Origin of the sequence: Criblamydia sequanensis CRIB-18 (assembly GCF_000750955.1) — a bacterium.
Classification (GTDB): Bacteria; Chlamydiota; Chlamydiia; order Chlamydiales; family Criblamydiaceae; genus Criblamydia; species Criblamydia sequanensis.
Genome location: NZ_CCEJ010000003.1, coordinates 483366 through 506491 on the forward strand (window position 1 = coordinate 483366; position 23126 = coordinate 506491).

Annotated in this window: 20 protein-coding genes; 8 read left to right on the forward strand and 12 right to left on the reverse strand. The window is 39.4% G+C overall.

Annotated elements, in window-relative coordinates:
• The first annotated feature begins 159 nt into the window (after nt 1–159).
• The 3 genes from CSEC_RS03840 to CSEC_RS03850 are packed head-to-tail and all read left to right on the forward strand — an operon-like array spanning nt 160 to nt 5372.
• The gene (locus tag CSEC_RS03840) at nt 160–1935 is read left to right on the forward strand and encodes an AMP-dependent synthetase/ligase (RefSeq protein ID WP_041017052.1); all 1776 of its coding nucleotides are present in this window, start codon (nt 160–162) and stop codon (nt 1933–1935) included.
• A gap of 3 nt (nt 1936–1938) precedes the next feature.
• Nucleotides 1939–3228: a thiolase family protein gene (locus CSEC_RS03845; protein WP_041017053.1), complete on the forward strand. Its 1290-nt coding sequence runs from the start codon at nt 1939–1941 to the stop codon at nt 3226–3228.
• Nucleotides 3225–5372 (forward strand): 3-hydroxyacyl-CoA dehydrogenase NAD-binding domain-containing protein, encoded by a 2148-nt coding sequence (locus CSEC_RS03850; RefSeq protein WP_041017054.1) that lies wholly within the window; start codon nt 3225–3227, stop codon nt 5370–5372. The genes CSEC_RS03845 and CSEC_RS03850 overlap by 4 nt, the downstream gene beginning before the upstream one ends.
• A gap of 39 nt (nt 5373–5411) precedes the next feature.
• Here CSEC_RS03850 and CSEC_RS03855 read toward each other — a convergent pair whose 3' ends face one another.
• Both CSEC_RS03855 and CSEC_RS03860 read right to left on the reverse strand, forming a co-directional pair.
• Nucleotides 5412–5846: a hotdog fold thioesterase gene (locus CSEC_RS03855; RefSeq protein ID WP_041017055.1), complete on the reverse strand. Its 435-nt coding sequence runs from the start codon at nt 5844–5846 to the stop codon at nt 5412–5414.
• 31 nt (nt 5847–5877) lie between these two features.
• Nucleotides 5878–6864 (reverse strand): hypothetical protein, encoded by a 987-nt coding sequence (locus CSEC_RS03860; RefSeq protein WP_154017618.1) that lies wholly within the window; start codon nt 6862–6864, stop codon nt 5878–5880.
• A gap of 530 nt (nt 6865–7394) precedes the next feature.
• On the opposite strand from CSEC_RS03860, the gene CSEC_RS03865 reads away from it, so the two are divergent.
• Both CSEC_RS03865 and CSEC_RS03870 read left to right on the forward strand, forming a co-directional pair.
• On the forward strand, nt 7395–8540 hold the full coding sequence (locus CSEC_RS03865) for a hypothetical protein (protein ID WP_041017057.1): 1146 nt from the start codon (nt 7395–7397) through the stop codon (nt 8538–8540).
• A 62-nt stretch (nt 8541–8602) separates the two neighbouring features.
• On the forward strand, nt 8603–9508 hold the full coding sequence (locus CSEC_RS03870; protein ID WP_041017058.1) for an ankyrin repeat domain-containing protein: 906 nt from the start codon (nt 8603–8605) through the stop codon (nt 9506–9508).
• A gap of 22 nt (nt 9509–9530) precedes the next feature.
• On the opposite strand, the gene CSEC_RS03875 is transcribed toward CSEC_RS03870, so the two are convergent.
• The 4 genes from CSEC_RS03875 to rpmG all read right to left on the reverse strand — a co-directional run bounded on the left by CSEC_RS03875 (nt 9531) and on the right by rpmG (nt 14062).
• The gene (locus CSEC_RS03875; protein WP_041017059.1) at nt 9531–10934 is read right to left on the reverse strand and encodes an anion permease; all 1404 of its coding nucleotides are present in this window, start codon (nt 10932–10934) and stop codon (nt 9531–9533) included.
• Between the two features lie 185 nt (nt 10935–11119).
• The gene (locus tag CSEC_RS03880) at nt 11120–11806 is read right to left on the reverse strand and encodes an ABC transporter ATP-binding protein (protein WP_041017060.1); all 687 of its coding nucleotides are present in this window, start codon (nt 11804–11806) and stop codon (nt 11120–11122) included.
• A 2-nt stretch (nt 11807–11808) separates the two neighbouring features.
• Nucleotides 11809–13899 (reverse strand): ABC transporter permease, encoded by a 2091-nt coding sequence (locus CSEC_RS03885; protein ID WP_041017061.1) that lies wholly within the window; start codon nt 13897–13899, stop codon nt 11809–11811.
• Nucleotides 13900–13906: 7 nt separating this feature from the next.
• Complete coding sequence (gene rpmG, locus CSEC_RS03890) at nt 13907–14062, reverse strand: 50S ribosomal protein L33 (protein WP_041017279.1); 156 nt, start codon at nt 14060–14062, stop codon at nt 13907–13909.
• A 318-nt stretch (nt 14063–14380) separates the two neighbouring features.
• Between rpmG and CSEC_RS03895 the strand changes: the two genes are divergently transcribed.
• Nucleotides 14381–15637, forward strand: coding sequence for an F-box/WD repeat-containing protein (locus tag CSEC_RS03895; protein ID WP_041017062.1), 1257 nt, complete (start codon nt 14381–14383; stop codon nt 15635–15637).
• Here CSEC_RS03895 and tsaD read toward each other — a convergent pair.
• The 5 genes from tsaD to CSEC_RS03920 form a co-directional block, all read right to left on the reverse strand.
• Nucleotides 15627–16667 carry a tRNA (adenosine(37)-N6)-threonylcarbamoyltransferase complex transferase subunit TsaD gene (gene tsaD, locus CSEC_RS03900; protein ID WP_041017063.1) on the reverse strand — a complete coding sequence of 347 codons (1041 nt, stop codon included), beginning with the start codon at nt 16665–16667 and terminating at the stop codon, nt 15627–15629. The two genes, CSEC_RS03895 and tsaD, sit on opposite strands and share 11 nt — an antisense overlap.
• Nucleotides 16668–16773: 106 nt before the next feature.
• On the reverse strand, nt 16774–17541 hold the full coding sequence (pgl, locus tag CSEC_RS03905; RefSeq protein ID WP_053331745.1) for a 6-phosphogluconolactonase: 768 nt from the start codon (nt 17539–17541) through the stop codon (nt 16774–16776).
• On the reverse strand, nt 17529–18590 hold the full coding sequence (locus CSEC_RS03910) for a glucose-6-phosphate dehydrogenase assembly protein OpcA (RefSeq protein WP_041017064.1): 1062 nt from the start codon (nt 18588–18590) through the stop codon (nt 17529–17531). Before CSEC_RS03910 ends, pgl begins: the two co-directional genes overlap by 13 nt.
• Nucleotides 18591–18611: 21 nt before the next feature.
• Nucleotides 18612–20159 (reverse strand): glucose-6-phosphate dehydrogenase, encoded by a 1548-nt coding sequence (zwf, locus tag CSEC_RS03915; protein WP_041017065.1) that lies wholly within the window; start codon nt 20157–20159, stop codon nt 18612–18614.
• Between the two features lie 58 nt (nt 20160–20217).
• Nucleotides 20218–20403, reverse strand: a complete 186-nt coding sequence (locus CSEC_RS03920) for a hypothetical protein (protein WP_041017066.1) — start codon at nt 20401–20403, stop codon at nt 20218–20220.
• A 242-nt stretch (nt 20404–20645) separates the two neighbouring features.
• Between CSEC_RS03920 and CSEC_RS12575 the strand changes: the two genes are divergently transcribed.
• A complete protein-coding gene (locus tag CSEC_RS12575) occupies nt 20646–21200 on the forward strand; it encodes a tetratricopeptide repeat protein (RefSeq protein WP_053331746.1) in 555 nt (184 codons plus the stop codon).
• A gap of 41 nt (nt 21201–21241) precedes the next feature.
• Here the strand turns inward: CSEC_RS12575 and CSEC_RS03930 are convergent, their stop codons facing one another.
• A complete protein-coding gene (locus tag CSEC_RS03930; RefSeq protein WP_041017067.1) occupies nt 21242–21712 on the reverse strand; it encodes a DoxX family protein in 471 nt (156 codons plus the stop codon).
• A 76-nt stretch (nt 21713–21788) separates the two neighbouring features.
• On the opposite strand from CSEC_RS03930, the gene CSEC_RS03935 reads away from it, so the two are divergent.
• Nucleotides 21789–23069, forward strand: a complete 1281-nt coding sequence (locus tag CSEC_RS03935; RefSeq protein ID WP_041017068.1) for a 3-deoxy-D-manno-octulosonic acid transferase — start codon at nt 21789–21791, stop codon at nt 23067–23069.
• The last annotated feature ends 57 nt before the right edge of the window (nt 23070–23126 follow it).

Consider the following 23126-nt stretch of genomic DNA (forward strand, 5'->3'; position numbering starts at 1 on the left):
TATATACAACCTCCTTTTTTTATTTTTATGTTTTTTTGAAAATTTAGGGTAGGAATGAGTTTATGATTAAAATTTTATTTTGTTCCGTTTCCAAAATAAAAACGAAATGTCTATAAAACATTATTAGCCGTTCACGAAACGAAATTGACAGGAATTTTAATGGATCCGATTCATTCTATTGCAGAAGCTTACAAATATGTTAGAGAACATCACGATAATCCGAAAGCGTTAGCTATGCAAACGGATACCGGTTGGGACGTAATGAGCACCAAGGAAGTGCTAGATGAAATTAAATATATGACCCTTGGTATAAAAAAGTTAGGGATCAAAAAAGGAGACATGGTGGGGATTCTTGCCAACTCATCTCCTAGATGGTCGATTGTCGATGTGGCTATCATGTTAGCCGGCGCTGTTTCAGTTCCCTTATTTGCCAATATCTCCAATGAAAATTTTATCTTTGAAGTAGAGCAAACAGGCCTTCGCACCCTTTTTATTTCAGGCAAAGAGCCGTGGGAGATGTATGGCAACCACAAGGAATCTTTTGAGTCGGTGGTCACCCTCTATGATGAAGAAGGCCAGGGAGGAACTCTTCGTTATAATGAAATTTTAGAACAAGGGAAAGCGTTAGACCAGCAAAATCCCGACCTATTTGAAAAAGTGTTAAACGAAGTCAAGCCGGACGATTTAGCGACGATTGTTTATACAAGCGGATCTACAGGCATTCCAAAAGGCGTCATGCTCACCCATTTTAATTTAATTGGACTCGGTCACATTGACCCTTTTAGCTGGGACAAGGAAAAAGATCTCTATTTAAGCATTTTGCCCCTTGCCCATATTTTCGGAAGGTCTCTTAATTTTTGCATGATGCTTTGGGGTGTAAGTGTTTATTACATCAAAGATATAAAAACAGTCGGCAACGTTTGCCGGGAAATACATCCGACAATCATTGTTTTAGTTCCAAGGCTTCTTGAAAAAATCTACGCAAAAATGCTTGCCAATGTGCAAGGAGCCGGCTTTTTAAAAAGAGCCCTTGGTCAATGGGCTTTTGATCTTGCCAATAATGAAAAAGATGAAAGCTTGTATAAGCAGCTTCTTCATCCGCTCGCGGATAAAATCGTCTACTCGGCCCTAAGAGAAGCTTTAGGGGGAAATTTACGCGTCATCATTTCAGGTGGCGCTGCTTTAAATCCTCATTTATACCATTTTTTCAAAGATATTGGTTTACCTCTGTATGAAGGCTGGGGACTGACAGAAGCTTCCACAGTCGGTGCCAACCTTCCCGGCAAAGTAAAGATTGGAACCGTTGGCCCGGCTTTTCCCGGCATCAAAATAAAAATAAGCGACGAAGGGGAAATTCTTGTTAAAGGCCCGATTGTGATGAAGGGTTATTATAAAAATAAGGAAGCCACTGATAGAGCGCTCGATTCTGATGGATGGCTCCATACAGGCGATAAAGGAAAGCTTGATGAAGACGGCTATTTAACTATTATCGGGAGAATGAAAGAGCTTTACAAAATGTCAACCGGCAAATTCATAGCGCCTGTTCCAATTGAGCAGAAATTGATGAAGGCCCCCCTTATCGATATGGCTATGGTTGTAGCCGAAGGGAGAAACTTTGCTTCTTGTCTTCTTTTTCCTGATTTAGATGTGCTCCATTCCTTAAAAAAAGCCAATCAGATGGAAAATAAGACCGACGAAGAATTTGTACAATCAGATTTTGTAAAAAAAGAAATGGATAACCTCATTGAGGAGCTTAACAAGCATCTAAATCATTGGGAAGAGATCCATCGCTACAGCTTCGTATTGACGCACCTAACGATTGAAGGCGGGGAATTAACCCCTACTATGAAAATCAGAAGGGAGGTAGTCTCGCAAAAATATCGGGATTTAATCGAAGGGATGTATGAAGCTAAAGAAGTAGAAGCTGGAGAATAAGAGATGGCATTAAAGAAAAGAATTGCAATCGTTGACGGGATTAGAACTCCATTTATTAAAGCGAATGGGATCCTGAAAGCTATGGAAGCGGATGATCTTGGCGCCTACGCTGTAAAAGAGTTAATCGCAAGAACAAATATTAATCCGAATGAGGTCGATGAATTGATTTTTGGCAATGTGCTCCAACCGCCTCATGCCACCAATATAGCGCGGGTAATTTCTGTAAAAGGGGGCTTGCCGGTAAGCGTACCTGCTTTTACGGTTAATCGAAATTGCTCTTCCGGAATGGAAGCTGTGGTTGCAGCCGCAAATAAAATAGAGCTTGATCAAGCCGATGTCATTATTGCAGGCGGAGTTGAGTCTATGAGCAACTTTCCGATTCTTGTTAGTAAAGCCATGAAGGAATGGCTTATGAACCTCTCTAAAGCTAAAAGTTTTTGGGCTAAACTTAAAATGCTCGGACAACTAAGAGCCGCACACTTTAAGCCGGACATCCCTAAAATTTCAGACCCGCTTTGCGGATTGACGATGGGAGATACTGCCGAGATTCTTTCAAAGGATTTTAAAGTTACAAGAAAAGAGCAAGATCTATTTGCTTTTAAAAGCCAGGAAAAGGCTGCGGCTGCAAGAAGATCGGGCGTTCTAGCAGAAGAAATCGTTCCCATCCCTATGCCCACAAAATATGAAACCATGATTGAGCAAGATGATGGCATAAGGGATGATCAAAAATTATCAGACCTTGAAAAGCTAAAACCTGTCTTTAACACGATTTCCGGCACCGTCACAGCCGGCACCTCAAGCCCAATCACGGATGGTGCTGTCGCCCTTCTTTTAATGAGTGAAGAAAAATGTAAGGAATTAGGGTATAAGCCTCTTGGGTATATTCTAGATTATTCCTGGGCAGCTCTTGATCCAAGCCGCATGGGGCTTGGACCGGCTTACGCCATTTCCAAAATATTGGATTCGAGCGGCCTTAATCTTGATCAAATTGATTTAATCGAAATCAATGAAGCTTTCGCATCTCAAGTATTAGCCGTTCAAAAAGCTTTAGCCTCAGATGAGTTTGCCAAGAAAGAACTTGGCAAAAATAAAGCCATTGGGACACTTGATATGGAAAAGTTAAATGTCAATGGCGGCGCTCTAGCAATTGGCCATCCGCTTGGCGCATCAGGTGCAAGGCTTATTTTAACGATTTTAAAAGAATTAAAAAGACGAAATAAAAAAATTGGACTTGCTTCACTCTGTGTTGGCGGTGGACAAGGGGAAGCCATAATAGTGGAGGCAGCGTCATGACAGAATACTTCAAATACAAAGAAGAAGAGGGAATAGGGACCCTTATTTTTGATTACCCGGGTGAAAAGATAAATAAAATATCTCCGGATGTTTTAGATGATCTCGAGCAAAAACTTGACGCCCTTTCGACCAAACCCATTAAAGCCCTTGCGATCACAAGCGCAAAAGAAGATATTTTTATAGCAGGCGCTGATATTAAAATTTTTGAAAAAGCGTTTGAAAACCCGGCCATTGCAGAAAAATTAATTGATCGGGGCCACGCTGTTTTTAGAAAATTAGCTTCTATGCCCATTCCAACTGTTGCCGCCATTAACGGTGTTTGTCTTGGCGGGGGAACAGAGCTTGCTTTAGCTTGCAAATTTAGGGTCGCTTCCGACAGTCCCAAAGTTCAAATAGGAACGCCGGAAGTTAATTTAGGCATTTTTCCCGGTTGGGGCGGAACCCAAAGGCTGCCAAGGTTAATCGGTCTTGAAGAAGGAACAAACCTCATATTAACCGGAAAGTCTGTCGATGCCAAAAAAGCTTTTAAGCTAAAACTTGTGGATGCCGTTTTACCAAAAGAGTTCTTCAAAGAAGAGCTTCAAAAATTCATGGTATCAATAGAAAGTAAAGAGAAGCAAAAAGAGTTAATAGACAAAAGAAAAAAGAGCGGTCTTAAAAAGCTTCTCTTAGAAGACAATCCGCTTGGCCGAAGTTTATTTTTTTACATGGCTAATAAAAAGCTTCAGGAAACCACTAAAGGCCACTATAAAGCCCCGGAACTTGCCTTAGATGTCATTAAAAGAACCTACGCTTTGCCATTAGATGAAGGGCTTAAAGAGGAAGTCGCTGTCTTTAAAAGGGGGCTCCAAAAAGATTTTTCCAATTCAAAGAACTTAATCAACCTCTTTTTTGCAAGCGAAGAAATTAAAAAAAATCCCGGTATGGATCTGCCAAAAGAAGTTCCCAAAATTAATAGAGCAGCAGTCATTGGGGCCGGCACTATGGGAGCTAAGATTGCTTATCTTCTGACGAGCAAAGATATTCCTGTAAGGCTCAAAGATTTAAATTGGAACTTACTTGGAAAAGGGTATGGAACGGTTTTTGAAATCTATCAAATCCTTGTAAAGAAAAGAAAATTTACAAAAGAACAGGCGGACCGTAAATTTCAGCTTCTTTCAGCTACAAAAGATTATTCAGGGTTTAAACAAGCCGATCTTGTGATTGAAGCGGCGGTTGAAAATCTTGAGATTAAGAATAAAATTTTTAGCGAGCTTGAAGCGATTCTTTCAGAGGATGCCATTATTGCGACGAACACCTCTTCCCTTGTGATCGATAGCATGGCTAAAACTTTAAAACACCCTGAGCGTTTTATCGGCATGCACTTTTTCAATCCACCGGATAGAATGCCTTTAGTTGAAATTATCCCGGGGTCTAAAACATCAAAAGAGACTATAGCTCGAGTTGTTAATCTTTGCAAAACACTTGGAAAGACAGCCGTCGTTGTTAAAGATGTTCCGGGTTTCTTAGTCAACCGGGTTTTTGCAACAGCTGCCAATGAAGCTAGTTGGTTATTGGAAGAGGGGATCGATATGGAAACTCTTGACAAAAAGATGACTTCTTTTGGGATGCCCATGGGTCCTTTTGTTTTAGCTGATGAAGTCGGGAATGACATTGTCTATAAGGTATTCAATGTGATTGAAAACGCTTATGGCGAACGAATGAAACAGCCTGAAATTATGAAACTTATGGTAGATAATCAATATCTAGGCAAAAAAAATGGGAAAGGTTTTTATCTTTGGAAGGGTGAGAGGAAGGGAGAGAAAAATCCCGGAATAAAAAGGCTTCTTTCAAAAACTCAAAAGCCAAAGACGACACTTGATCCAAGCGATGCGGAAGAGAGAATTCTTTTTTCCATGATCAATGAAGCTTCTAGATGCCTTGGTGAATCGGTGGCTGCAAGCCCGACTTATATTGATTTAGCTTTAGTATATGGCACGGGATTTCCCCCCTTTAGAGGAGGCCTTTTGCGTTATGCCGATGAAAGGGGAATTCCTTATATTGTAGAGCGCTTAAAAGTTTTTGAAAAAAAGTATGGCTCAAGATTTGCCCCAAGCCAAGTATTGCTTGAAAAAGCATCGAAAAAAGAGAAATTTTATAGCTAAAAGAATAAGCGGGTTAAACGTTTAACCCGCTTTATTTTTTTATTTGCTTTTCTTTTTTTCCAAGACCGCCATCGTCAAACGGCTTAAGGAAACAAGCTCATCCTGCTCATTAAAAGCCATGACTTGCCAAACGTGAGTGGATTTGCCGAGATGAACAGGCCTTGCGATTGCTTTCACAAACCCTTCTTTCGCCATTTTTATGTGGCTCGTATTAATATCTAGCCCGACACAATAAAAATGATCCAAATCAACAGCGAAATTGGCAGCCAAACTTCCGACAGTTTCAGCAAGAGCGGCCGATGCTCCGCCATGCATGATGCCAAACACTTGTTTCGTTCTATGGTCCACCGGCATTGTAGCCGCAAGAAAATCATCGCCTTTTTCAGAAATTTGAATCCCTAGATAGTCTACCATGGTATTCTCATTCATTTTATTGATGGACTCAAGTGTAAAGGGAGTTTTCCAAATGCTCATAAAACCTCATTTTTAAGAAAACTATATAAACTTAAGCAATCTTTTCAATGATTTTTCCAAGTTTAAATGCGCAATAGAGACTGAGAATAAAGCAAGAGAGAACAAAGATGGCTGATAATATAAAAAATTGAACGCTAGTTGATGATACAAAAAGACTTCCCTGGATAAAAAGAAGCCCGAAGAAGAGACCGACTTTGCCATACAATAAATCTAGGATGATCTTGCAGGTCAATCGGAAACGTCTCGGAATAAGCTGCAGGGATAGTTCTTTTAAACAAAAGAAAAGCGGGGCCGTTACGCCAAGCATCAGTATTTCATAACCAAGGCCTACCGTCATACTTCCCAATAATTCTTCATTTTCAGAAAGCTCCCGTCTTAGATCAAAGTTATTTTCAAACGATAAATTGTAATAAAAAAAGAGAATGGCAATCACAAGGATAGTTGAAAGCGACCCAAGAAAGAAATTTTTCCAGGCTTGGCTTCTTTTAAAGAAAAAAGTCGATACTAAAAATAGAAGGCCGCCGCTTTGTAAAAGGATTGCAACCGTTTTAAGAGGCATAACAGGCGGAAAATTCTTGATAATTGCATTTGTCACCTCAAAAGACCCTGTTGACCCAATTTGATCAAAAAAGAACGTGAATGAGGAAGCAATGGAAAGACAAATAAAGGGCGCTCCAATTTTTAAAAGGGATGCTTGTTCTATTTCCCGTGTATCTTTTTGATTCTCATTTTTGGGGAGGATTTCAAATAAAAGAAAGCAAGCTAACCCTAAGAGTAAAATCAAGGAATAATGAGAAAAGGAAAAAGAAATGAAGAACTTTTTTGTTAAGGACAGATCAAAAAACAAATAGTGTGCAAGTAAGTTAAGTAAAACACATAAAGGGTAGAAGAGGCTTAACTGTCTAAAAGAGAAATACCGGTTCATATAAGCAAAGAAAAAGAAAAAAAAGCTAAGCGATAGAACTTTAGAAACTAAAAGTTTTCCGGCAAGAAAAGGCGCTTTATAAAAAAACAGCATGAAGCCGGGTTCTTTCTGGTGAATCAGCTTATGAATGATCGAAGGATAGTTAGCCGCATTTTCACAAAGAAAGAGAAGGGAAAGAAAAGGAATTATAATAAAAAAAAGTCGAATGATTATTTTAAAATCGAAGAACAGACTGAGAATTAGAAGAGTTAAGCTACAGGCTAAAACAATGATATTTGCAAAGGAATCTAATGAATTTTGCCAAAGCGTCGACGTTTCAAACTGAGACAGAATAAGTAAACTATTTTTTTCAAAAAGAAACGAAACGAGCTGGATTAAGAATAAAGTAAAAAAAATTAAAATTAAGTTTTTCGCATTTAAATAGATTTTAGGCATCAAAATCAGAATTAATTAATTATAAAGTACACAATTTTATTCAATAAATAGATAAAATTCAATTTTAATAGTTGAAAATCTGATTAAAAAAAAATATAATATTAATGTTTGATTTACAGTAGCTAAAAATCTTTTTGAGTCTTAATATTTTAAAATTCCTACACACCTAAGTCAGAAAGGATAAAACTATGACCACACCTCTTGATAATGTAACCGACACAACAAGTCCCATTCCCTTTGCCGGAACAACCGAACCTGTTCTTACCGCCGAACAAAGTGATGTAGCAAATACAGCAAGCGCTGTACATGATCTTTTTGATGGAATGCTTGGTGAGATGCCCCCTGTTACTGTTACCACCAACGATCCCAAAAAAGTAACTATACTTGACTCGGATACTTTTAAAGACCCCTCCCTCTTTCCCGAAACTGCTGAGGAGGGTGAAGACCTATTTGACAATTTGTCGCCCGATGAAGATAGACCCAAAACTAAGGAACCTATTGAAGAGAAAGACTTGCAAAAACCTTTGAAAAATGATAAGTCTTCAAAAAAATCAAAACAAAAAGATGCGTCAAAACCGGTCCCCGTCTCACCAGAGGGTAAAACGGCAGAGTCTCTCAAGGAAACTACTGAGCTACCCAAACCCCCGATGGTGCCTGTCACACCGGTTGATGATGTGAAGGATCCTGTGGCGTCAGCTGAACCCTCAACGTCAACGCCCCCATCAACGCCCCCATCGAAACTAATAATAGAAGATGTAAACGAAGAGGAAGAGGAAGAGGACCCCCCAAAATCATCTCTTCCTCCCGGAGTAATAATGCAAGATGCAGAGGAGGCGGATTCAACTTTGCCCACTGCTAAAGCACCCGCTTCACCCCCTCCTTCTACAACTCCGCCAAGTTCACCTGTATCAACGCCAAGTTCACCTGTATCAACGCCAAGTTCACCTGTATCAACGCCAAGTTCTCCGAATGCACCTAAGCCTTTGACAATACCACCGGCTCCTGCATCGCCAGCGCCAAAGCCAGATCCTGCACCGGCACCCGGGCCTGATGCACCACCTCCTCCTGCAGAGCCTCCAAAAGAAACCGAAGAAGAGAAGAAGACTCGGGAAGCAAACGAGAAAAAAGTAAAGGACGCGGAAAGCCGCTTTTATAAATCCGTTGGAGCTGTTTCTCTTTTTGCCGTGGCCTTTTTTGCAAGCGTTGCAGCTGTAACCGCCGCAATAACAGCCTCCTGGCTTATCTTTGCCGTTACTTTTATTATAACAGCCGGAACCGGGTTTGGCGGCGCACTTTTGATAAAGCAAGTCTTCGCGAAGACTGCGACTCCATAAACTAAAAAGCCCGATAAAACAAACTTGCTTTATCGGGCTTTTACAAATTGGTAGCCAACAAGATGCAATCTTTACATTCAAATTCCGTAAATAAGTTTCTTTCTCTCGCAACGCTTGAGTCGCAAGAAATTATTCCCTTGATTCATGAAATTGCGGTCAAGGAGCCCGGGGTTCTTCTTTTAGACCGTATTGCAAAAATCGGGCGTCGATTTACCATTGTTCCCTCAGAAGAAACGGTAACCTTCTGCAATCTAAATCTAATAAAAATTGAAACGGATCGTCCTTATTTTTATGTTGCCCGGATAGATGGAGAGAAATTTTTTGTTGAGGCTCCAAGGTATGTTCGTTTAGTCCATGAATTCATTCACCTTATGCATGCCTATGAAGATTCAGAAGCTGAAAAGAGAAGGGGGGAGCGCCATACAGACGATGGGACCGATAATGAAGAGGAGCGTTTAACCATTTTTGGGATAAATAATGAGGAGATTGATCTTTGTTCTGAAAATAGTTTCCTTGCGCTAGAAGGCCTGCCTTTAAGGATAGACCATGATGGGCCGGCAAGTCAGCCTCCTACGCTTATTGATGTTATAAAAGTCGGAGCTCTTGGCAGCTTAAAAGAAATCTTGAAAGATGATCCATCAAAAATCAATTTTGCAAGTTATTGCCATACTGCTCAAGCCACCGTTTCTCTTCTTAGTGCAGCGGCCTATCATAACCAAATTGAAGTCATTGATTTCTTGCTTGAAAATGGGGTAGACATTCATACGGCCGATGAAATCGGAGGACCGATAATTGCCGCGTTAAAAAATGATCATAAAGAGCTAGCCCTTTCATTAATTCAAAGAGGACTAGACACAACCCTTAGAGACAGCCAGGGAATGTCTGCGCTGGATCTATTAAATTCAAGACCGACAGCTCGTTTTGATACACGAAGCAAACCCATTATAAAGCTGCTTTTAGAGTCTTAAACCCGTGATTAACGCCCTAATGCTACCAAAGGCCTAAGAATTTCCACCAAAGGCCGCCAATAAATAGCCATACAATAATATTGAAAATGCTTAACGCAAGACCTGCTCTCCACCAAGCTGGCGTGTCTACATAACCGGCTCCAAAAAGAAGCGCCGAAGGGCCGGAGGTGTACTGAGTTAAAGCGCCAAAAAGACTGCTAAAAAAACCAAGGGTGTAGGCTGCAAAATGAGGGGGCGTGCCTAAGATAATCGATACGCTTAAAAAAGTTGCGTACATAGCGCTGACATGAGCTAAATTACTTGCGAAAAAATAATGGGCGTAGAAGTAGGCAATAGATAAAAAGGCGAACCCATATTTCCAGTCATACCCCACCACTCTTTGAACTAATGAATCGCTTAGCCAGGATGTGAATCCAAGTTTGCCAAGCTGTGTCGCCATAGTTAACAAAGTTGCAAACCAAATGAGTGTTTCCCAGGCTTGATGCTCTTTTTTCACATCATCCCAACTTAAAACGCCGGTACATAAGAGAATAACAAGTCCTGTTAAGGCTGAAGTGGTCGGTTTGACCCCAATTTTTGCAGCGGACATCCAAAGAATAAGAAGAAGAAAAAAGGTAAAAAGAAGAATCCATTCCTTAGTAGAGATAGGTCCAATAGCTTTAAGGCGAGCTTTTGCAAGAGCCGGAGCTCCCGGAGAAAACTTTATTTCAGGCGGGATAAGCCAGTAAACAAGAAGGGGTATGGCTAAAAGACAAATGGCCCCTGGGACAATGGCGGCAAGAGCCCAGCTGCCCCAAGTGATTGGAATCCCCATATCTCCTGCAATATCTGCAATAAGTGGGTTCGCTGACATAGCCGTTAGAAACATAGCGCTTGTCACACAAGAGGCCTGAATAGCTACTTGAGAGAGATAAGCGCCCATTTTTCTTGAAGACGGATCCTTAGGCTTGCTTTCAAAAATCTCGGAAAGAGATTCGACAATTGGCAAAATAAGGCCGCCTGTCCTTGCAGTGTTACTCGGAATTGCAGGCGCTAAGACAAGATCGGTGGTTAATATCCCATAACCTAGTCCAATCGTTCTTTTTCCCATTAGCTGCATAAAAACAAAGCTTAATCTTGTTCCAAGGCCTGTTTTAATAAAGGCCCTTGCGACAAAGTAGGCAAAAACAATTAGCCAGACGGATTCATTACTAAAGCCTGAGAAAGCGACATCAAAAGGAAGAGTCTTAGTCCAAATAAGAGCCGCAAGCGCCATAAAAGCTACCCCTCCCATAGGAAGAGGCCTTGCGACGACACCAAATATGGTCGCGACAAAAATGGCAAAAAGATGCCAGCTTTGTTCTGTTATGCCTTCCGGTATCGGAAGAAGCCAAATAAGGAATCCTACCGCAAAAGTTAAAAAGAAGGGCATAACTTTTTTAACCATATAAAACCTCAAAGGAGCGAAAAATTAAAGAGAAACCACGGTTTTGATTTTTGTGAAAACAATCTTCATAAAAAGCCCTTAGGTTAAATTTGGGACGGTTAAAAAGTATTTAAACTAAATTGCTTGGTGTTAATTTTGCCGATCGACCTTTAAAAAATCAAAAGGTTTAAGAAAGTTTTTGAGCTTTATTCATGCGAAGGTTGCAATTGACCTTTTTCCAGAAATAATTTTTTTCCACAAAGAGAAGCAAGTTCCGGATGATGCGTGACTACAATTAAAGCCTTATTCGGCCTTTTAGAATAATCAATAAGAAGATTGTGAATCGTTTTAGCTGTTTCAAGATCCAGATTTCCGGAAGGTTCATCAGCTAAAATAAGATCCGGATCATTGCAAAAGCTTCTTGCTATAGCCACTCTTTGCTTTTCTCCGCCTGAAAGAAGTTTTGGATAAAAAAACGCTCTTTCTTTTAAACCGACAAGTTCAAGAAGCTCAAAGGCTCTATTATAAACAGGCGACCCTTTCGAAAAGTTTTTTCTTAAAATTTTTGCCGGCATAAGGACATTATCAAGAACTGAATAATCATCTAAAAGGTGATAGGATTGAAAAACAAAAGAGATTTGAGTTCTTCTAATTCTTGAAGCATTAAAAAAATTAAGCTTTTCTCCATTAAAATAAAGCGACCCTTTGGTTGGTTTTTCAAGCGTTCCAAGAATATGCAAAAGTGTGCTTTTTCCTTCGCCTGATCTTCCAATGATAGCAATGCTGTCGTTAGGATAAACTTTTAAATTAAGGGAATTAAAAATTGAAAATTTTTTAGGCCTAAAAAAAGTTTTGGAAATTTCTTTAGCTTCTAGAAGCGGTGTGGTTTCCATGCTTATTCTGCCCGTAAAATTTCATTTGGTTTCATCAAACAAGCTTTAGCAGCCGGGATGCAGCCTGCAATTAAAGAGACAATAACTGTCGCAAGTATTACAAACGCCAGGGCTTCAAAACTAATCTCACTTGGCAGCTCATCGCCATAAATGTTAGAGCTAAATAAATCGAAGCCTTGCATGCGGCTTATAAAATCAACGAGATGGTTCAAATAGCGTAGGGTGAAAAGAGCCCCTGTAATTCCAATCACGCTTCCAAAAAATCCCATAAAAACACCGGCCGACCCGAAAATTAAGCCAATGCTTCCGGTATTACTGCCCATAGAGCGTAAGATGCCAATCTCTTTCTTTTTATCGTTAACTAGAATAATCAACATGGAAATAATATTTGAACAGGCCACTACAATAATTACAGTAGCTAAAAGGGTGAAGAGATTTTTCTCGCTTCTAAGCTGTTGAATAATTTCTTTTGTGAACTCATATTCTTTATAGCTTTCAATATTAAAATAAGGGGTCAACCCTTCTTTTTCAAAAGCTTTTGTGATTTGATTTTTTACATCATCTGTATAAGCAAGGTCATCTAACCTGACATGTATGCCTTCACTTGCCATCCGCTCATTTTGGAAGGAGGGGGAGAAGGCCATATTGAGAACATCACTTGTCGTTAAGATGATTCTTGCTCCCAAAGGAAAAATGCCCGGATCATAAAAGCCTGCGACAAACACCGGAATACGCTGCTCTTGAAGAGAACTCGTAGTTAACGTTTGATACGTCAAAAAGCCATGATCGCCTATAAGAACCCCTGAATCTTTAAAAGCTTTCGGGATAAGAATCGGCTCGCCCCTCTCAGTTGGGATAGGCATCTCATAAACGGAATTGTTTTTTGCGACCCAGAAGGGGTTTGGCTTATCGTAATTTCCCTTTTGAATTCCTTGAATTCTGGCGTCTTTCAAGCGGATTTCTTTTCTTAGTTTTCGCCCCTGTACTTGAAAATCGGTTCTATATTGAATCTCATCAAACTTTCTTAACTTTATATCTCGTGGATCTAAGCTTGCTTGAACCGGTTCAAAAGGATCAAAATAGACCTCGGGATAGGCCAAGGCAATTTTTTCTCCCTCGTCTGATTCAAAAAACTCAAATTTTTGTCCGCCGGAAGTAAGCTTTCCGGAAACGACTCTAAGGCCTTTTTCTTTCAGATTTTTTTCAAGTCGGGATAGTCCTTCTTTTTCTTTCGGGATAAAAATAGTCTGTCTAATGGTACCTTTTAAAAAAACGCCGTATAAAGGCTCTTTAGATTTAAAATCCCTGCAATCCAAAGGAATTTTATTAGATTGGATGGAAGTTACCGAGACACAGGAAAAAAAATCAATCAAGCGAGTCTTATAAGTCTCTTGATCAACGGCAATTATCCGTTCACTTTCTTCCTGAATATTTTCATCCGAGTAGGCAAGCGTTTTAAGGACGTTTTCAACATCCTCTTCTCTAGGAGGAATCAGGGATTTTTTTAAAGTTGGGATGGACTTATCAAAAACGGTTAGATAGGCAGGCGTTGTGATAAAGTTTACCGTTCCGGCCTCAGCTAAATTTTTTCCGGTCGAGCGAACCATTTTTAGTTTAAGGGTGCTTGGCGCAAGTCTATAACTTGCAGCTTTTGCTCCCTTTATCTTATTGATTTCATTAAAAGCTGTTTTTACAAGGTCTTTGGGTGAACCATCTGAATTTTTCAAAGGAAGGGGAAAAGACTCGGGAATCGCTTCATCGGTGAGGGGATTGTAAGGATCACCGGCTTTTCTTAAAGACTTTTCTTCAATCGATTTAGCGCTATAATCTGAGGCCTCGCTTAGACTATCGATCAAATGATAGTAGCTTTGATAGTAGGCTTCTTTCGGGGTGATTCGGATGGGGGCCGTTAAGGAAATCAGTTTTTCCGTCCAAGTTTTTTCTAAACCATGGGTGACGGAAAAAAAAACCACTATCAACCAAACGACTAAAGCAATAACTATAATCGATATTAGGCTGATAATGGATACAGAGAGCTGTCTTATACGGGGAGTTAAGTACTTTAAAGCAATCGACAGCTCATAATAGCGCATGATAAATCTATTTTGCTTCTTTAAACTCTACGTGCTCACGAACGATGGGATCGTATTTGATAAGAGTTAAGCGATCAGGTGTATTAGTTTTATTTTTGTTTGTGTAGTAACAAAAATGGCTTTTAGAACTTCTCATTTTAATTTTTTCGCGCTTACTTGCCATGGTAGACTCCATTAAAGTTTTTTTATAATCAGCCATCATAGCGGATAACCGCTTAAGTTTCAAGAAAAGTCAAATATAGAATTTGATTTTTTTCGGTTTCTTCTCATTTTTTTAAAAAAAGCACTCTGTTTAGCTCAGAGTCTTAAGTTGATGAACGCCTTCGGATGGTCAACTAGGTTGAATCAATAGGGGTGACTTTACTTAATGTTTTTTTTGAATAATAACAATTAAAAATGATTTTGCTTTAATTAATTAATATAATCTTAACAAATTCTCATTAAAATAATCTTTATTAAAAATCAAAAAAATAGATATTTTATGGATGCTCCAACAATTTATTCCCTGCAAAGAATGCCTCCTTTGGTAAAAGACGATTTGGAGGAAGAAAAAGAGAATTCAATTGATGAAATGAGCGGCGCCGAGCTTGCAAAGGATGGGGTAAGTGATAGTCCCATAAATCTTTTATCAGAAGAAGTTCTAGTTTTAATTTTTGAACGTTTACCTATTTCATCTCTTTGTTCAATCGCTTGCACCTCAAAAACTTGGAATAAATTAGTTTTTGATCGATCAACTTTAAAGGGTCTTGTCTCACACCTCATGCCTGATACTTTGAAAAGAATAGAAGCTAAAAGACTCCTAGGGGATCGGGTGTCGAGATTGGGTAAAGGGAAGCGGAGAATGGTAGAGCCGGACTATATTCACTATTTAAAAACTGAAACGAGAATGCGCTCCTCCAACAAAACTCCGGAATTAAAAGAATTAAAAGGCCATAAAGGAAGTGTTTTTTGTCTTAAAACGACAGAAGATGGAACGCTCGTTAGCGGATCAGGAGATGGGACAGTTAGAATATGGTCGCTTGAATCTCAGGAGCCTCTTATTTTACCTCTAAATGATAGCATTCAAGACATGCAAATTGAAGAAGGTAATTTTTATTTTAGAGGCGTAAGTAATCAAGTTCATGTTTTGAGTCGAAATAGGGAGGATCCCGAAGATGCCATACTTAACCCCGGTTTTCCGTTTAGCTCTTTTCAAGTTTTAGGAGATCTTATTTACTACGGTTCTAAATCCGGCTCCGTTGAAATCTTCGATATCAATTCAAATAAAAGAGCAATAGCCCTAAATAGCGGAAACGACGCCTGTGTTACAAGTCTTTTTGTAAACGATCGAGTTTATGCAGGTTTTAGCAGCGGAAAGCTGCAAGCATTTGATATTGAAACAGGAAGAGTCGTCCAAGATTTTGTTGGCCACAATGAAATGATAAAAAGTTTTTCCGTTTTAGATAATCAACTTTATAGCGGGTCTTTTGACGGAACGATTAGAGCTTGGGATGTTCGAAACGATCGTTCGTTTTCAGTCATTTATTGTAAAGATCACATAAGCTGTATTGATGTGATAGACCATAAAATTGGCTCGGGTTCCTGGGATGGTCTTATTAGATATTTTGATGCGAGATCATCAAGAATATTAAAAACGCTAGGACATACGATTTGTGTTCTGTCTCTTCATTCAAATGAAGGTATCGTTTATGGCGGTTCCATGGGATCCACTATTCGCTTATGGGATTTTAATGCGTGAGAGGATTAAAAGAGGAAATAGGAATTCGGGAAGCAGGCTCCAAACCAAAAGAGTCGCTTTCTCTTTTTTCTTGCCACTTATGGAAAGCGAGCCCGGCTATCATTGCAGCGTTATCCAAACTCAAACCCTTCCCCGGAAATAAGGTTCTTAAGTGCGGGGCTTTTTCTGAAAAAAGCTGCCTTAAAGTTTGACTTGAAGTTACCCCCCCGCCAAAGATAACGGTTTTTGTCTTATAAGTTTCTGCCGCCAAAAGGATTTTGCTTAAAACATCTTGAAAGGCTACCCGTTGAAAAGAAGCGGCCATATTGCATTTTTCACTTAGTGAAAGCGATTCTATTTTGTCGCTATTAGTGTTTGGACCTTTTAGTTTATAGAGGACAGCCGTCTTTAAACCGCTAAAGGAGAAATCAAGAGGTTTTTTTTTAACATGGCCGGCTTTCAAAGAGTAGGAGTAAGGGTCTCCCTGTTTTGCCAATTCCTCAAGAATGGGACCTCCCGGGTAAGGCAGCCCCATCATTTTTGCCACTTTATCAAAAGCTTCTCCAATAGCGTCATCAATTGTTTCTGCGATCAAAGAATAAGTGCCAAGGCTCTCTATCAGAACAAGAGAGGTATGTCCGCCGGATAAAACAGCGCCAAGACAGGGGAACAAGACGTCTTGATGCGACATTAAAGCTGCGTAGAGATGCGCTTCAATATGGTTAATGGCAAGAAAAGGGATTTTTTTAGAAAGAGATAGGGCTTTTGCTGAAGTCACTCCTATATGAAGGGCTCCAATTAAGCCGGGTCCATAAGCTGCCGCAATTAAGTCCACTTGATCCAAAGTTAGAGAAGCCTCTTTTAGAGCTTGTTTTAAAGTTGGAATAATCGCATCGATGTGGCGTCTGCAAGCAAGCTCGGGGACTACTCCGCCAAAAATTTCATGCTGGTCGGCTTGCGAGGCGATGACATTCGATAGAATTTCTTTCCCATCCCTAACAATAGAGGCCGCCGTTTCATCGCAGCTTGTTTCAATCCCTAGAATATACATATCTCAAGAAAATTAATTTAAAAATTTAGATTTAAATTATTATTTATTCAGAATTTAAAATAAATATATTTTCATAAAGGTTTATTATAAAAATAATCTATCAAAATTAGATTTGGTTTCTGAGATTGCCGGCGGATTCATAATCGAGAACCCATAGAGAATTATTTTCCGGAGTTCCTATTCCTTGCGCCGGGTAATTATTGGGATCATAAGGGGCAAAAAAAACAGCTTCGACAGCCCGAGCTTTAGATTTTCCAAGAGCCACAATTAAAATTTCCCGGGCTTCATTAATGCAAGAAAAAGTTAAACTCATGCGCCACGCATTTAATTTGGGGACGAAATTACCAACAACTTTTCTCTCCCTGGCATTTAAAGCATGTGTTTTTGGAAAAAGAGAGGCTGTATGGGCATCTTCACCAAGCCCTAGCATCATAAGATCAAACTTTCCTTTATAAAGCCTTTCATCCATGATCTCTTCATAGGCTTTGGCCTCAACTTCCATGCTGCCTTCCGCTTTCATTCTAAAAATCTGATCTTCCTCAATGGGTAGGAAAGAAAAGCCGGATTCAAGAGCCATTCTATAATTGCTTTCCGGATGATCCGGAGGAACCGCCCTCTCATCGCTAAAGAAAATGAGCACCTTTTTCCAATCGATTGCTTCGCGATAAGGATCTGAGGCTAATAGACGATAAATGGCTTTCGGGGTTGATCCGCCTGATAACGCAACCGAAAAAAAGCCATGATCTTTGATCGCTTTTTCATAAGCTGCCATAAACTGATGGGCTGCAAATTCAACGGATTCCTTAGCAGTCGGGAGAATCACAAGCTTTCTCTTGGAATCAAATATACGAAAAGAAGTTTTTATATCTCGCATATGGAGGCCTCTTTTTGAGAAAGCTTTTCAAGTTCAATCATCGTTTTCTTATAAGGTAAAAGCGTTTTGCTATAGAGTAATTCTTGAATGAAATTAAGCCCTTTGGACAGATCTCTGATCTGTAAAGAAAGAGGCAGAAAACATCTGTCTTCAGAAGAAACATGCACGAGTACCCGATCAGGCCCCCTTTTAAAAACAAGTTCAAAAGATTCTACCGGCTCATTTTTAACTTGTATAGAAACAATAGCGCCTTGCGGCATAACATCCATTTTTTTTGGCGTTAGTTTTATTTTTCTTTTTCCGAAATCGCTATCATAGTCTAAACAGGTGACATTTTTGATGCAAGAAACACTCTTTAGTTCCCATTCAAGGGAAGATGTCATCCATGCCGAGAGATAAAGAGCATTCGTTGAACTTCTTTTTTCAATATTCGAATCGATAGCATTAAAATAGATATCAATTTCAGTGGAATTTTGCAGCTTTTTCAAACTCTCTTTAGAGCTGAAAACCTTGGAAAAAACTTCTCTCCAGCTAGAGAGAATGGCCCAGGGAATATCGATAACTTCATGCCCCTCTTTTAAGAGGCTTGTCACTTTAGGACAATAATTTTTGAACTCAAAAACACTCTCAAGATCAAAGATGACTCTTGTCGCATACGGAATCAACTCTTTTAACACTTCAAAATTTTGACTTGGGTCATCTCCCCAAATAATATAAACGGGTAGATCCGGAACAAACTGCGGGGTTACAATAAAAGGGATTTTTTCGTGCTCTCTTGCAGGGCATTTGATGGCGATATGGTCGCAAACAATCTCTCCATCCCCATATTGTTTAACTTTTATCTCAAGAGATTCGTTTAATGCGCTTAAAGACTGTACCGTAATAAGCCTGCAGGGAAGCTTCTGAACTATGGATTGGACAACACCTCTTAAAAAATCGCCGCGTATTTCATCTTTTGTATAAACAAGCAAATTAAAAAGACAACCCTTTATCTTATTTCCTTGCTTGTTTTCTAAGGTCAAACGCCTTATTTCAGCATCAATATCCACGAGTCATTATCTCTTTAAAATTTAGAGGGTTCGCCACTTATTTCCTGTTTTAGCAAGCATTTCTTCCGAGCTTTTAGGCCCCCAAGTTCCGGAAGCATAATTCGGAAAGTCATGAGGGGGTGATTTTTCCCAATACTTAAGAACCGGATCAAAAAGCTTCCAGGAAGCCAAAACTTCATCTTCTCTTGCAAAAAGAGTGCTATCGCCAGACATGCCATCGCAAAGAAGCCGCTCATAGGCTTCAGGAGGTTTAGATCCAAAATATGAGCCATATTGGAAGTCCATTTTAACAGGTTGGATGGGGGCATTCAAGCCGGGGACTTTGCAGTTCATTTTAAGGGAGATACCCTCATCCGGTTGAATGCGGATCACAAGGACATTAGGCTCTAATTGCTCATCAAAGAGAAATCCTGGTGCCGGTTTAAAGGTGATGGCAATCTCGGTGGATCTTTTAGGCAGCCTTTTACCGGCTCTTAAAAAGAAGGGGACTCCATTCCAGCGCCAATTGTCGATAAAAAGTTTAAGTGAAACGTACGTTTCAATAGAGGAGGTTTTGGATACGTTTTCTTCTTCTCTATAGCCTTTTACAGGTTCCCCCTTGATAAAGCCGGGTGCATATTGCCCTCTTTGTATGAACTCTTCCATATTCTTTTCAGAAAAAGGCCTCACAGCCTGCATGACTTTTACTTTTTCGTCCCGAATAGGATTTGCTTTAAAACTTGCCGGCGGTTCCATTGCGACAAGTGTTAAAAGCTGCATCATATGGTTTTGAACAATATCTCGAAGCATTCCGGCTTCTTCCCAAAGCCTTCCTCTTGTTCCGATTCCTATATCTTCAGCGACTGTAATCTGAACATTTTCAATATGATTATTGTTCCAAATGGATTCAAAAATGGGGTTGCTGAATCTAAAAGTTAAAAGATTTTGAACCGTTTCTTTTCCAAGGTAGTGGTCGATCCTGTAAATTTGATCTTCGTGAAGGTGAAGAAGGATGTCTTTTTGTAAAGCCTCGGCAGACTCTAAATCCCGACCGAAAGGTTTTTCAATAATAACCCGGGACCATTTGTCATTAACTTTTGAGCTATCGTAGATTAAATGGTGTTGATCAAGCTTTTCAATTATCAGGGGAAAGAAACTTGGCTGAGTAGAAAGGTAATAAAGCCTATTTCCCTTGGTGCCGAAAGTGGCATCTAATTTTTTTAGCAAAGAAGCAAGAGAATCATAACCCTCGTCTTGATCAAATTCGGATCTATGGTAAAAAAGCTTTTCTTTAAAATCTTTCCAGACCTTTTCATCTACAGGCTTAGTCCTCGAAAATTCCTGTATCGCCACTTCCATGTCATGTCTAAAATCATCGTTGGACTTATCCCTTCTTGCAAACCCGACACAGGCAAAGTTAATGGGGAGCTGTCCGCCAAGAGCCAGATTATAAAGAGCCGGTATCAGCTTCCTTGAAGTCAGATCGCCTGTGGCCCCAAAAATCACCATTACGCACGGGTCGGCGCTTTTTACCCCGGGGGGTCCTAAAGGGTTTAGAAAAGATTCAGACTCAATTTGGGCAATAGTCATGGTGAATATCTCTTAGTTTAAGAATCGATTTTACAACTAAAGTAACTTACGGGCTGTGTTATTTTCGAGACAATAAATAGAGAATTTTTAAGACCACGTAAGATCCCCAAGCAAGAGAGGCTGCCATCACAGCTCCAAAAGCGCTATCAAAGAGCATTCCCGTCCAATAGAAAAAGAGAATGAAGCTAAAAAAGAAGAAGGAAAGAAAGATTATAAGTCCGGCTTTATCAAAATAAAGGCTCATTTGCTTTTGTCTCTAAAAAAGAAAGTTTCTTAATTTGAACGTATTATCCTTGAGCTTTTGAGTGCAATCTTTTTTTTAACTTATAGGATATTAATAGTTTCTTTATAAAACCTAAATTTAAATGAGTAATAATTATTTTAAAAATATAACAAATCATCTCCTTTATTCAAAACTTGCGAATTGATTGAAAATAAATAATAAGTGTGTTAAAAGATATAACAATTAATATTATTTGAGGACTCATGAAATTAGTTTCTTTTCTCTTTGCAGCCTTAATTGCCGCCACCTCTCTAAGCGGAGCTAATTACGATCATCATATTCATAATGCTCATAACTCTCTTAAAACCAGAAATTTCAAACAAGCGCATCATCACTTAAACCAAGTGATACAGGAAAATCCAAATCACTCGCAGGCTCATGAATTGAAAGGCCATATCTCTTTTGCCGAAGGCAATAGCAGTGAAGCTATTTCTCATCTATCGAGAGCAATCGAAGCAAACCCTAAAAATAGTACCGCTTATTTCGACAGGGGAGTCGCTCATCTTTCTCAAGGGAACACAGAACAAGCGACAAAAGATATCCGCAAAGCTTTAGAATTGAATCCAAAGCTGCACGAACGTTTAAAGCAAGCAGATCCTCAAGCACAAACTTATAAAGCGCCTACTCCTTTGAAAAAAACGGTGAAAAAAAGCGCTCCTAAAAAGAAAAATTTGGGCCTTCATTCTATCTCTATGAAAAAAGGGACCGTAAAAATCAAAAAAGGAATCGTTGCCTTTAGATCTAAAGGCAAAAAATAAACTCTAAATTCTTAAGACGCCCGATCAATTTCGGGCGTTTTCTATTTTTTAAACACAAGCTTTTCAATCCCATAATCTAAAGAAATCGCACCCGGTCCAAAGCAAAATAAAGTTAGGGCCGTCAGTAAATAAGTGACAGGCGTCTGTGACAGAAAAGCGTTCTGGTCCGTAAAGATTTGTGAAGACCCGGCATAGTGGGCTGTGAGAAGCGCTCCAACCATCGTAAAAGCTAGCGGAAGAGCTGCAAGTCTTGTGGCAAGACCAAGCATCAAAAGCCAGCCTCCAAGGCATTCAACTCCGCCGACTAAATAAGCGTTAAATTCCGGAAAAGGGATTTTTTGCTGGGCAAAAAAAGAAGCTGTCTCGGAGATATTCAGCAGTTTATTGCAGCCCGCCGTCTGAAAAGAATACCCCCAATATAGTCTTATCGCAAACAGAAATAAATTAGAAAAAAGGTCTGCAAGTCCGATCAAACTGGAATAGAATTTTTTTATGGAATGAATTAGAATCATTTTTTACCTCATGAAAGAATTAATTAAAGAAAGCCTTTAATAAAACTTGACGCTACCTTAGGACTTTCGGACTGTTATGCTTTTCTCTTTATTCTATAACATTTCTTTGCTTCTATATTTTCTTTTAAGCGCTCCCTACTTATTGATTAGAAGTATTAAAAACCCGAAGTACGGCTTAAGCCTAATCAAAAAGTTTGGGTTTTCACTTCACAACGCAAGTCTTGGTAAAAAAATCATATGGGTTCATGCCGTTTCGCTTGGTGAAACAAGGGGAGCCCAAACACTTGTAAAACTGCTAAAAGAAAAGTTTCAAAATAGCTTAATTGTTTTTACAACAACGACAGTAACAGGTCAAGAAGAGGCTAAAAAAAATATTAAAGCCGATTTTTTTGGCTATCTGCCTTGGGATTTATCTTTTATTATCTTCCCTCTCGTAAAACGTGTGAATCCCTCGCTTGTCCTTCTTATAGAATCTGATTTTTGGCCCAATTTTTTAGCAGCTTGCAAGAAAAATAAGGCTAATATTGTTCTTGTAAACGGAAAAATCAGTGAAAAATCCTTAAATCGCCTACTAAAATTTCCTTCGATAAAAGAAAAAATTATTAATCGCATCGATTGTTTTTGTCTGCAAAGCGAGGACTACAAAAAGCGTTTTTTGGCCCTCGGGGTAAAAGAGAATAAAATCCATGTCACAGGGAATATTAAGTTAGATTTATCGGTAGATGAGAATGTGGATGCCGCTCTAATTCAAAAATTAAGCCTTGCAGAAGACGATTTTGTGCTTGTCTTTGGTTCCAGCCACTTTAACGAGGAAGATCAATTTACAGGTGTTTTAAATGAGATTTGGAAAAAACATCCGCATGTTAAGGCCGTCTTGGTTCCAAGACACCCGGAACGGTTTAATGAAGTCGCCGATAGATTAAAAAAGAATCAAGTCGATTTTCTCCGCTACTCGGAAATAGGGGAGGGAAGACACAAAAAAAAGCTCATTCTTTTGGATCAAATGGGCCTTCTTATGAAGTGTTACCGCCATGCTCATGCAGCGGTTGTCGGAGGCAGCTTCATTAAAAGCGTCGGGGGCCATAATATTTTAGAGCCATGTTCTTTTGGCATTCCTGTCGTTTTCGGCCCTTATATGCACTCTCAACCGGAACTTGTTCGGCTTGCGAAAGAGTATAACGTTGGTTATCAAGTGGATATGAAAAATCTTTCAAATTGCCTCTCAGAATTGATAGCAAATAATAATTTAAGAACACATCTTGGAGAAAATGGCAGAAAGCTTATCCAAGATAGCTCAGGAAGTTCTTTTAGAACATTAAAAATAATCGAAAATAGCCTTGAAAAAGGAGTTTTCTGATTTTTTTTTAGAAATGCTCTTGTGAAATAAAGAGCTTATCTGTTATGTTTTTACTTT

What these genes read in the sequence shown, in the direction of transcription:
- CSEC_RS03840 (WP_041017052.1), top strand. Translation starts at nt 160, where the DNA reads ATGGATCCGATTCATTCTATTGCAGAAGCTTACAAATATGTTAGAGAA.
- CSEC_RS03845 (WP_041017053.1), top strand. Translation starts at nt 1,939, where the DNA reads ATGGCATTAAAGAAAAGAATTGCAATCGTTGACGGGATTAGAACTCCA.
- CSEC_RS03850 (WP_041017054.1), top strand. Translation starts at nt 3,225, where the DNA reads ATGACAGAATACTTCAAATACAAAGAAGAAGAGGGAATAGGGACCCTT.
- CSEC_RS03855 (WP_041017055.1), bottom strand. Translation starts at nt 5,846, where the DNA reads ATGAGCATTTGGAAAACTCCCTTTACACTTGAGTCCATCAATAAAATG.
- CSEC_RS03860 (WP_154017618.1), bottom strand. Translation starts at nt 6,864, where the DNA reads ATGCTGTTTTTTTATAAAGCGCCTTTTCTTGCCGGAAAACTTTTAGTT.
- CSEC_RS03865 (WP_041017057.1), top strand. Translation starts at nt 7,395, where the DNA reads ATGACCACACCTCTTGATAATGTAACCGACACAACAAGTCCCATTCCC.
- CSEC_RS03870 (WP_041017058.1), top strand. Translation starts at nt 8,603, where the DNA reads ATGCAATCTTTACATTCAAATTCCGTAAATAAGTTTCTTTCTCTCGCA.
- CSEC_RS03875 (WP_041017059.1), bottom strand. Translation starts at nt 10,934, where the DNA reads ATGGTTAAAAAAGTTATGCCCTTCTTTTTAACTTTTGCGGTAGGATTC.
- CSEC_RS03880 (WP_041017060.1), bottom strand. Translation starts at nt 11,806, where the DNA reads ATGGAAACCACACCGCTTCTAGAAGCTAAAGAAATTTCCAAAACTTTT.
- CSEC_RS03885 (WP_041017061.1), bottom strand. Translation starts at nt 13,899, where the DNA reads ATGCGCTATTATGAGCTGTCGATTGCTTTAAAGTACTTAACTCCCCGT.
- rpmG (WP_041017279.1), bottom strand. Translation starts at nt 14,062, where the DNA reads ATGGCAAGTAAGCGCGAAAAAATTAAAATGAGAAGTTCTAAAAGCCAT.
- CSEC_RS03895 (WP_041017062.1), top strand. Translation starts at nt 14,381, where the DNA reads ATGGATGCTCCAACAATTTATTCCCTGCAAAGAATGCCTCCTTTGGTA.
- tsaD (WP_041017063.1), bottom strand. Translation starts at nt 16,667, where the DNA reads ATGTATATTCTAGGGATTGAAACAAGCTGCGATGAAACGGCGGCCTCT.
- pgl (WP_053331745.1), bottom strand. Translation starts at nt 17,541, where the DNA reads ATGCGAGATATAAAAACTTCTTTTCGTATATTTGATTCCAAGAGAAAG.
- zwf (WP_041017065.1), bottom strand. Translation starts at nt 20,159, where the DNA reads ATGACTATTGCCCAAATTGAGTCTGAATCTTTTCTAAACCCTTTAGGA.
- CSEC_RS03920 (WP_041017066.1), bottom strand. Translation starts at nt 20,403, where the DNA reads ATGAGCCTTTATTTTGATAAAGCCGGACTTATAATCTTTCTTTCCTTC.
- CSEC_RS12575 (WP_053331746.1), top strand. Translation starts at nt 20,646, where the DNA reads ATGAAATTAGTTTCTTTTCTCTTTGCAGCCTTAATTGCCGCCACCTCT.
- CSEC_RS03930 (WP_041017067.1), bottom strand. Translation starts at nt 21,712, where the DNA reads ATGATTCTAATTCATTCCATAAAAAAATTCTATTCCAGTTTGATCGGA.
- CSEC_RS03935 (WP_041017068.1), top strand. Translation starts at nt 21,789, where the DNA reads ATGCTTTTCTCTTTATTCTATAACATTTCTTTGCTTCTATATTTTCTT.